8 protein-coding genes are annotated in these 9,265 nt (G+C 72.5%); 6 read left to right on the top strand and 2 right to left on the bottom strand.

What is annotated here, in order from left to right:
• The first annotated feature begins 22 nt into the window (after positions 1-22).
• Both ABZ693_RS35515 and ABZ693_RS35520 read left to right on the top strand, forming a co-directional pair.
• Positions 23-910: an MFS transporter gene (locus ABZ693_RS35515; RefSeq protein ID WP_359885627.1), complete on the top strand. Its 888-nt coding sequence runs from the start codon at positions 23-25 to the stop codon at positions 908-910.
• A gap of 53 nt (positions 911-963) precedes the next feature.
• Positions 964-1,836 (top strand): helix-turn-helix transcriptional regulator, encoded by an 873-nt coding sequence (locus ABZ693_RS35520; RefSeq protein ID WP_359885628.1) that lies wholly within the window; start codon positions 964-966, stop codon positions 1,834-1,836.
• Between the two features lie 23 nt (positions 1,837-1,859).
• On the opposite strand, the gene ABZ693_RS35525 is transcribed toward ABZ693_RS35520, so the two are convergent.
• The gene (locus tag ABZ693_RS35525) at positions 1,860-2,330 is read right to left on the bottom strand and encodes a pyridoxamine 5'-phosphate oxidase family protein (protein ID WP_359885629.1); all 471 of its coding nucleotides are present in this window, start codon (positions 2,328-2,330) and stop codon (positions 1,860-1,862) included.
• A gap of 221 nt (positions 2,331-2,551) precedes the next feature.
• Here ABZ693_RS35525 and ABZ693_RS35530 point away from each other — a divergent pair, with 221 nt between their 5' ends.
• Complete coding sequence (locus ABZ693_RS35530; RefSeq protein WP_359885630.1) at positions 2,552-3,052, top strand: hypothetical protein; 501 nt, start codon at positions 2,552-2,554, stop codon at positions 3,050-3,052.
• Between the two features lie 643 nt (positions 3,053-3,695).
• On the top strand, positions 3,696-4,415 hold the full coding sequence (locus ABZ693_RS35535; protein WP_359885632.1) for a response regulator: 720 nt from the start codon (positions 3,696-3,698) through the stop codon (positions 4,413-4,415).
• 253 nt (positions 4,416-4,668) lie between these two features.
• Here the strand turns inward: ABZ693_RS35535 and ABZ693_RS35540 are convergent, their stop codons facing one another.
• The gene (locus tag ABZ693_RS35540; protein WP_359885633.1) at positions 4,669-6,291 is read right to left on the bottom strand and encodes a GAF domain-containing sensor histidine kinase; all 1,623 of its coding nucleotides are present in this window, start codon (positions 6,289-6,291) and stop codon (positions 4,669-4,671) included.
• Positions 6,292-6,854: 563 nt separating this feature from the next.
• Here ABZ693_RS35540 and ctaD point away from each other — a divergent pair.
• The gene (gene ctaD, locus ABZ693_RS35545) at positions 6,855-8,555 is read left to right on the top strand and encodes an aa3-type cytochrome oxidase subunit I (RefSeq protein WP_435842644.1); all 1,701 of its coding nucleotides are present in this window, start codon (positions 6,855-6,857) and stop codon (positions 8,553-8,555) included.
• Positions 8,552-9,148: a hypothetical protein gene (locus tag ABZ693_RS35550; RefSeq protein WP_359885631.1), complete on the top strand. Its 597-nt coding sequence runs from the start codon at positions 8,552-8,554 to the stop codon at positions 9,146-9,148. Before ctaD ends, ABZ693_RS35550 begins: the two co-directional genes overlap by 4 nt.
• Positions 9,149-9,265 lie beyond the last annotated feature (117 nt).

Below are 9,265 nucleotides of genomic sequence, written 5' to 3' on the forward strand. Positions count from 1 at the left end.
GTCCTGAACCTCGATCATGGGCATGACTCAAGGTTCGTCCCCAGGAGCCGGTGCCGACGGAGCCGGTGACGGCAACTCCCGCCGACGCGGCCGGATCGACCTGCCCGGCGCGGTCCTGAGCACCGCCGGCCTCTTCGCCGGGGTATATGGCGTGACCCGCGCGGGTGAGCACGGCCTCGATGCCCCGGCCGCGGTCTCCCTGCTCGCCGCCGTCGTCCTGGTGGGCACCTTCTGGCGGGTGGAGAACCGTACGGCCGACGCCCTCATCCCCGTACGGATCCTGAAGCGGCCGGAGATCGCGCTCGGCAACCTCGCCGCGCTGTTCGTTTTTGGCGGCGAGACGGCGCTGATCTTCTTCACGGGGCTGTACGTCCAGGACGTTCTGGGCCTGTCGTCGCTCGTCGCCGGCCTGGTGCTGCTCGGCATCGGCGTCGGCCAGATCATCGCCGGCACCCTCGGGCCCCGCCTTCTGCGGCGCGTCCCGCCGCGCACGCTGCTCGGTGTCTCCCTGACCCTCCAAGGTGCCTTCATGCTGCCGCTGTCGGCAGCGACCGCGGACCCGCGCTGGCTGGTCCCGCTCGTCGCCACCCAGTTCGTGAACGCCTTCTTCTCCATGACGGCGGCGCTCTCCTTCATGGTGATCGCCACCTCCTCCGCCGACGCCGGCACCCAGGGCATGGCGACCGGCATGGCCACCGAGAGCCAGCAGGTGGGCATGGCCATCGGAATCCCGCTGGCGAGCGCGGTCTTCGTCGCCGCGGCCGGCCCCGGCGTGCCGACCGCCGTCGGCCGGCTCACCGGCATCCACCTGGCGATCGGCGCCGTCGCCCTCTGCCAGATCGCCGCCGGACTGCTGATCCGGGCGGCGCTGCGCCGGGCGGCCGCCGGGCGCCGGCAGCGTACTCACTGAGCCGACCGGGCCGCCGACACCGCCGCCGGCCACCGGACTTCATAATCGACGGGATGGAACGCATCGTGAACACGGACCTCGGCGGCTACCTGCGGCAGATGCGCGAACGCGTCCGGCCCGAACAGCGCGGGCTCCGCCCCGGCGGCACCCGACGGGTCCCCGGACTGCGGCGCGAGGAGGTGGCCGCGCTCGCGGGCGTGAGCCAGACGTACTACACCCGGCTCGAACAGGCCCAGACGGCGCACGCCTCGCCCCAGGTCCTGCTCGCGCTCGCCCGCGCCCTGGACCTGGACCCCGACGAACGGGACTACCTGCTCAAGATCGGTACGCCGGTACGCGACCCGGAACGGCCGGCGCCGTGCGACGACCAGGTGAGCCCGGCCACGCGGATGCTGCTGACCTCACTCGGCACCGTGGCGGCGGCCGTCCTGAACTACCGCTGCGACGTCCTCGCCTGGAACCCGCTGTTCCACCGGCTCTTCGCGCCTCACCTCGACGCCGACGCGCCGGAACGGTCCGAACAGCGGCCCAACGTCATCCGCGCGAACTTCCTGGACGACGACGTCCGCGCGCTGTACGCGGACTGGGCGACGGAGTCCGCGTCGAACGTGACGTATCTGCGGTTCATCTCCGGCAACCACCGGCACGACCCCAAGCTGGCCGAACTGATCGGCGAACTGACCATCCGGAGCGCCGAGTTCGCGGAGCTGTGGTGCCGCCACCGGGTGGCGAACTGCATCGAGGGCACCAAGGTGCTCCGTCATCCCGCCGTCGGCGAGCTGGAGTTGATGTACCAGTCCGCCGACCTCCAGGATGGCAACATCCTGAAGGTCTACCACGCCGAACCCGGCTCCCCGCACGAAGCGGTGCTGCGCCTGCTCGACCCGGGCCCGGGCCCGGGCGCGGCCCCCGGGCGCTCCCGCTGACCGCGAGCGCCCGGCGGGGCGGGTCAGTCCTCGGGGACCAGCCGGATGCCGGTGACCAAGTCAGGCTGGATGCGGACGACATGGTCCGAGAGCTGGTCGGTCCAGGGCTTGAGGATCGCCCGGTAGCGGGCCGCCTCCTCGGGGTCCGTGACCAGGTGGCAGTAGCCCGTGACGACGACGCTCCAGCCGAGCCGGGCCGTGAGGTCGATGTCGTCGGCCTCGTACGCGACGACGACGCCGCGCGCCCCCGCCTGCTGGGCGTGCAGCGTCAGCGCGGCGCCCTCGTGGGTGCGGATGATGATGTCTCCGCCGTCCACGAGGTGGTTCACCGGGCGGATGGCGGGGAGGGCCTGCCGGGTGAAGACGATCCGGCCGAGCGGTACCCCGGACAGGAGCCGCAGCGCCTCGTCTCCGTCCAGTTCGACCGTACGGCGCCGGGGCTCCGCACCGGTGTCGGCGGCGCGGTCGGGGGCAGGGGCGGCGGCTTCGTTCACTGGTGCCTTCCTGGGCCTTGCGTGGGGAGTCGCGGCGTGCGCGACCGAGGCGGGGCACACCGGCCCCGGTGCCCTCAGTAGACGGCACGCGCCCAGCACGGGGAAGGGCCGTTCGGCCCCTGCCGTCTCGGCGACGCCTCCCTGTTCACTGAGGAACGGACCTCGATGGTCCCACGAGACGACAGGCGGCGGACATCGGAGGCCGGGAAGTGGGGAAAGGCATGATCGGAGTGGTGGGGCACGAGGATCTGCCGCCGGACACGTCGGCCCTCGTCGAGCGGGAGCTGCGGGTACGCCTGGAGCGGTACGCCGAACCGGCCCCCGGTCTGGTCCGCGCCGGCGCCGGCCCCGCCGCCGCGTTCGCCCGCGCGATACGGGCCGCCGGACGCGGCCTCGTCGCCCTGCTGCCCGCCCAGGGCGCTGTGCCCGCGCCGCTTCCCTCGCGCGCCGTGGAACCGGCCCGCGAGGTGATGGCGCTCGCCGCCGAGGTGCGGCTGCTGGCCTACGACCCGGCCGACCGCGACGCCTGCGTCCGCGCCGACGAGGCGCTGATCCAGCACTGCGACCACGTGCTCGCGGTCTGGGACGGATCGCCCACCAACGGGCGGGACGCCACCGCGCACATGGTCGCCTACGCGCGGGCGCGCGGGAAGCAGGTGGAGGTCGTGTGGCCGGTCGGGGCGGTACGCACGCCGGTACGGGGCGCGGCCCGGTCCGCCTGAGGCGCGCCCGCCGGACCCGGTGCGGCGCGGATCGCGTTCTACCGGGTCGTCGTCGTGCTCGATGGCGGCCATGCTCGGTGGCTGTCGCGCTTGGTCACTGTGGTGAGAGACGTGTGGTGTGGATTCACGGGGTACGGATCGTGGGGCCCGGCGCCGTTACGGGCGCGGTGCGCCGCGGGGGCCGGCCCCGCCGTCCGCCGGTGTGCTGCGGCGGCGCGGTGCGAGGGTCGCGCGCGGTCGGTTCGTCCGGCCGGGGTCCGGTCCGGTTCGTCCGGTCCGGACCCCGCCGCCTTGCCGGCCGCCGCCCGTCCGTCAAACGGGTGGAAGCTTGGGCGGCCCGGAGATGCCGGCCCCGGCCCCGGGGGACGGTCCGGGTCGCAGCGGGGCGGGCACCCCAGGTCGCGAGAGAGAGTCGACCACGGGGGCCGGGAGCGCACCTAGGGCCGTTCGACCCTGGGGGACCGGGGCCGAACGGCCTGGGGTCCCTGTTGTCATACTGACGATCGATTCCGTGTCCGGGCCGGGTGGCCCGGACCGCTGGCCCCCACCGCCGTGGTGGCCGACGCCCTGACCAGGAGTTGCTGGTGAAGCACCGTCCCACTCGTCCGATCGCCCCCGCGGCCGCGGCGCCGCGTCCGACGTGCTGACCGCCGGCCGGCCCGCCGCCGGTTCCGGCGAGCCCGTGCGGGTCTTCCTGCTCGACGACCACGAGGTCGTCCGCCGGGGTGTGCGCGACCTGCTCGAGGCCGAACCCGACATCGTGGTGGTCGGCGAGGCCGCGAACGCGCGCGAGGCGCTGGCCCGGGTGCCCGCGACCCGGCCCGACGTGGCCGTGCTCGACGTCCGTCTCGGCAACGCGACCGGCGGCGACCACGAGGGTGTCGAGGTGTGCCGGGAGCTGCGGGCCGAGCTGCCCGAGCTGGCCTGCCTGATGCTGACCTCGTTCGACGACGACGAGGCCCTGTTCGACGCGATCATGGCGGGTGCCGCCGGATACGTGCTCAAGCAGATCGGCGGCTCGGACCTGATCGCCGCCGTCCGTACGGTCGCCACGGGCAAGTCCCTGCTCGACCCGCGGATGACGAGCCGGGTCATGGCCCGGATCCGTGAGCCCGAGCCGGAGCCGGAGTCGTCGGTGCCCCGGGAGCTGGACCGGCTCTCGCCCCGGGAGCTGGAGATCCTCGATCTCATCGGCCTCGGTCTGACGAACCGCCAGATCGCCGAGCGGCTCTTCCTCGCCGAGAAGACCGTGAAGAACCGCGTCTCGTCCATCCTCGGCAAGCTGGGGGTCGGCCGCCGGATCCAGGCCGCGATGATCGCCGAACGCCTCCGGGAGAACCCGGGCCGCCCGCCCGTTTCCTGAGCCGAGCGCAGAACTCCCGCCCTGCTTCCGGGAGTTCACGTAAAGGGCCGCCCGGAGAGAGGGCGGCCCTTTACGCGTCACCCCCAGGGCCTTTCTTTTGGATCTTGCTGGGCTCGCGTGCCCCGGCACGCGCGCTCGCCGCGTTGTCGTCGGTCGCCAACGCTCCGCGTTGTCTCCCTCCTCCGCCTTGCGATCACCCGCACCGGACCCCGCTCCCCGACCCAGCCTGATCCAAAAGAAAGGCCCTACGGGCTCAGTCCGTGTGCAGCGGCGCGCTCCAGGTGATGCGCGTGCCCTGGGCGTACTCCTCCGGCGCGTCGACCAGCAGGCTGCCCCGGCACTGTTCCGCCCGCGAACTCATGTTGAGCAGACCGCCGGTGGGCCGCGCCGCGCCCAGGCCGATGCCGTCGTCCGTGACCGTGAGCAGCAGCCGGTCGGCCGGGTCCGGCACCGCCACCACGACGTCCGCGCGGCTCGCCCGCGCGTGCCGCGCGATGTTGCTCAGCGCCTCCGCCGTCACGGCCAGGACGTGCTCCGCCAGGTCGGCCGGCACGGTGCTGTCGACCGGGCCGGTGATCCGTAGCGACGGGTTGAAGCCCAGGTGCTGCGCGGCCAGTTGGACCGTCTCGGCGAGCCGCCGGCGCAGCGCCGGGCCGTTGCGGTCGTCGTCGGCGGTCCGCAGTTGGAGGATCGTGGAACGGATGATCTGAATGGTGGCGTCGAGGTCGTCGACCGCCCGCGTGACCCGCTCCGCCGCGCCCGTGTCGTCGATCGTCCGGGTCGCGCTCTGCAGCGTCATGCCGGTGGCGAAGAGCCGCTGGATCGCGACGTCGTGCAGATCACGCGCGATCCGGTCGCGGTCGTGCAGCACGGTCAGTTCCTCGGACTGGGCGCGCCGCCGGGCGAGTTCGAGGGCGATCGCCGCCTGGTCCGCGAACCCGCTGATGAGCAGCGTCTCGGTGGCGTCGAAGCCCTGTCGGCCGGCCTTGCGGCTCAGCCGCAGCGCGCCGCACCCGGCGTTGCTCACGGGCAGTGGTACGGCCACCACGGGTCCGTGCGCGTCCCCGGCGCCGCCCAGCGGCGTGGCCCGCGGATCGGTGCGTACGTCCGTCGTCACGACCGGCTCCCCGCCCTGCGCGGCGAGACCGGCGAGCGACCCCGTCGCGGGCAGCACGGCACCCCGTACCAGCTCGGCGGTGTCGCCGTGGGCCATCTCGACGGTGAGGTCGCCGGCCGGGCCGGAGGGCAGCAGGACGGTCGCGAGGTCGGCGTCGGCGACCTCCATGGCCCGCCGCGTGATCAGCCGCAGGACGTCGTCGGTCGCGGAGCCCGCGAGGAGCGCGCGGGTGATTTCGCCCAGCGCCTCCAGCCGGCGCTCGCGGCGCCGGCTGTCCCGGTAGAGCCGGGCGTTGTCGATCGCCACGCCCGCCGCCATCGACAGCGTCGTGAGCACCGCCTCGTCGTCGGCGTCGAAGGACCGGCCGCCGCGCTTCTCGGTCAGGTAGATGTTGCCGAAGACCTCGTCGCGGACCCGGATCGGCGCCCCGAGGAAGGTGCGCATCGGCGGGTGGTGCGCCGGGAACCCGAAGCTGCTCGGGTGGCTGCCGAGGTCGTCCAGACGCAGCGGTGCCGGATTGTGGATCAGCTCGCCGAGGATGCCGTGGCCGCACGGCGCGGGACCGATCCGCCGCACCATGGCGTCGTCCATGCCGACCGGCAGGAACCGGGACAGCTGCTCGCCGCTGTCGCCGATCACGCCGAGCGCCCCGTACTCGGCGTCGGTGAGGCTGGCCGCCGCCTCCACGATGCTCCGCAGCACCTGCGGCAGCTCCAGGTCGCGGCCGAGGTCCATGACGGCGGTGAGCAGGCCGTGCATACGCTCGGGGACGTCCAGCCGGGGCCAGGGCGTGGGCTCGTGCGGGGCGGTGTCGGTCATGTGAGGGTGATGCTCTCGATCTGCCGAGGGGCGTTGCGTTCGGACGGGTTCGGTGGTGTGCTCGGTGGTGCCGCCGCGGTCGGTGCGATCGCCGCGTACGCGCGCTCGCGGTCGGTCCCGGCGCGCGGCCGACCCGCCGGACTGGCGGGACCCGGGGCCGCGGAGGTCCCGGACCGGCAGGGCCGGGGGGCCGTACGGACCGGGCCGTGACCAGGCCCCGGTCGGGGCCTGACGTGCTGTGACATCGCGCGAGGGCGCACCTCGGAGCCTAGTCGATGCCCCCCTGCCGAACGGGAGGGGCCGTTCGGCCCTCCCGGCTTTTCGGGCCCCAGGACTGTTCGGCCCTATCGGGGGAGGGGGGCCCGACGGAGATCATCTGGGGCGGCCGGAAGACCGCCGCCTCTCCCGTCCCCCGTGTGCGGGCGTCTTCCGGCCGTATCCCGCATCACGTAAGGAAAGGTCGCCGTCCTGTGGACGAGGCACAGAGCATTCAGTTGAAGCCCGTGGAGCAGCCGTCGCCCCCGGGCCCGGACGCCGAGACAGGCGCCCAACGGCCTTCGTGGGTGTCCTGGCTCACGACGACGGACCACAAGCAGATCGGAACGCTCTACCTCTGTTCCGCGCTGTTCTTCTTCGTCATCGGTGGCGTCATGGCCCTGGTGATGCGAGCGGAGCTGGCCCGCCCCGGCACCCAGATCCTGTCGAACGAGCAGTTCAACCAGGCGTTCACCATGCATGGCTCGATCATGCTGCTGCTGTTCGCCATGCCGCTGTTCACCGGCTTCGCGAACTGGATCATGCCGCTCCAGATCGGCGCGCCCGACGTGGCCTTCCCGCGCCTCAACATGGTGGCGTACTGGCTGTATCTCTTCGGCTCGCTGATCGCCGCGGGTGGCTTCCTGACCCCGCAGGGCGCCGCCGACTTCGGCTGGTTCCTCTACGCGCCGCTCTCCGACGCCATCCACTCGCCCGGCATCGGCGCCGACATGTGGATCATGGGTGTGGCCCTCTCCGGATTCGGCTCCATCTTCGGTTCGGTCAACTTCATCACCACGATCATCTGCATGCGCGCGCCCGGCATGACGATGTTCCGTATGCCGATCTTCACCTGGAACGTGCTGCTGACCTCGCTGCTCGTCCTGCTGGTCTTCCCGGTCCTGGCGGCGGCCCTCTTCGCCCTGGAGATGGACCGGAAATTCGGCTCGCACGTCTTCGACCCGGCCAACGGCGGAGCGTTGCTCTGGCAGCACCTCTTCTGGTTCTTCGGACACCCAGAGGTCTACATCCTGGCGCTGCCGTTCTTCGGCATCATCTCCGAGGTCATCCCGGTCTTCTCGCGCAAGCCGATGTTCGGCTACATCGGTCTGGTCGCCGCGACGATCGCCATCGCCGGTCTCTCCGTGACCGTGTGGGCCCACCACATGTACGCGACCGGCGGCGTGCTCCTGCCGTTCTTCTCCTTCATGACATTCCTCATCGCCATCCCGACCGGCGTGAAGTTCTTCAACTGGATCGGCACGATGTGGAAGGGCTCCTTGTCCTTCGAGACCCCGATGCTCTGGGCCGTCGGCTTCCTCGTCACCTTCACCTTCGGCGGTCTGACCGGTGTCATCCTGGCGGCCCCGCCGCTGGACTTCCACGTCACCGACTCGTACTTCGTGGTCGCCCACTTCCACTACACGCTGTTCGGCACGGTGGTGTACGCGATGTTCGCCGGCTTCCACTTCTGGTGGCCGAAGTTCACCGGCAAGATGCTCGACGAGCGGCTCGGCAAGATCACCTTCTGGACCCTGACCGTCGGCTTCCACGCCACCTTCCTCGTCCAGCACTGGCTGGGTACCGAGGGCATGCCGCGCCGCTACGCGGACTACCTCGACGCCGACGGCTTCACGGCCCTGAACACCATCTCCACCATCGGCTCGTTCATGCTCGGTCTGTCGTTCCTGCCGTTCTTCTACAACGTCTGGAAGACCGCCAAGTACGGCAAGAAGATCGAGGTCGACGACCCGTGGGGCTACTGCCGCTCGCTTGAGTGGGCGACCTCCTGCCCGCCGCCGCGGCACAACTTCCTCAGCCTGCCGCGCATCCGCTCCGAATCCCCCGCGTTCGACCTCCACTACCCGGAGATCGCACAGGTCGACCGCCTGGAGAACCAGCCTCAGGAGCAGGACAAGCAGCCTCAGGAACTGGTGAGCCAGCGGTGACCGGCGGCGTGCTCGCGCTCGGAATCGGCGCGGTGACCGCGTCGGGATGCGTCTGGTACGTCCCCGCCCTGGTCGACCTGCGGGCCGGCGCCGACCGTCCGGTGTCCCGGCGCCTCGCCGCGGCCGGCTGTGTCACCGGCTGGACCACCTCCGCGGTCACCACCCTGCTGCTCGTGCTCGGCGTGCCCGTCCCGCCGGTACTCGCCGTGGTGGCCGCCGGAGCCGTCGCCGTCGTCGTCCTGCGGATCCGGGCGATCGTCCGGCGCCGCGCCGAGGAGCGGGAGGACGCCGCATGCTGGGCGGCCCTGGACTGGGCCGCGCCCGGGCGACACGGGCCGAGCCCGGCGCTCGTGGCCGGCACGATCGGCGGGGGCCTCGGCCTCGCCCTGGTCACGGCGCTGCTGCTGCTCTGGGGCCGGGACCACGGCGTCGGTACGGTCCTCGCCGTGACGGCACCCGCGGCCGTGGCCGGCGGCGCGCTCCTGGCGGCCTTCGCCGGGACCGCCCGCCCCGCCGCCGGACCCCGCGAGGCGGCGGTACGGCGGCCCGGCACCCGGGGCGCCGAGGTGAAGGCCCTCAAGCAGAGGTCCTGATCCGGAGAGCCCGGAACAGAACACCGGAGGCCGGGGCCTCGAAGCCGTGATCACGGCTTCGAGGCCCCGGCCTCCGGTGTCTCGCCACCGCCCCGGCACGGCACAGGGTGGAGCCCC

The organism is Streptomyces laurentii, from assembly GCF_040635425.1.
Classification (GTDB): Bacteria; Actinomycetota; Actinomycetes; order Streptomycetales; family Streptomycetaceae; genus Streptomyces; species Streptomyces laurentii.

Coding starts and splice junctions, on each gene's coding strand:
- ABZ693_RS35540 (WP_359885633.1), bottom strand. CDS start 6,291: ATGCACGGCCTGCTCACCGCCGTCATGGACCTCGGCCGCGACCTGGAG.
- ABZ693_RS35530 (WP_359885630.1), top strand. CDS start 2,552: ATGATCGGAGTGGTGGGGCACGAGGATCTGCCGCCGGACACGTCGGCC.
- ABZ693_RS35520 (WP_359885628.1), top strand. CDS start 964: ATGGAACGCATCGTGAACACGGACCTCGGCGGCTACCTGCGGCAGATG.
- ABZ693_RS35515 (WP_359885627.1), top strand. CDS start 23: ATGACTCAAGGTTCGTCCCCAGGAGCCGGTGCCGACGGAGCCGGTGAC.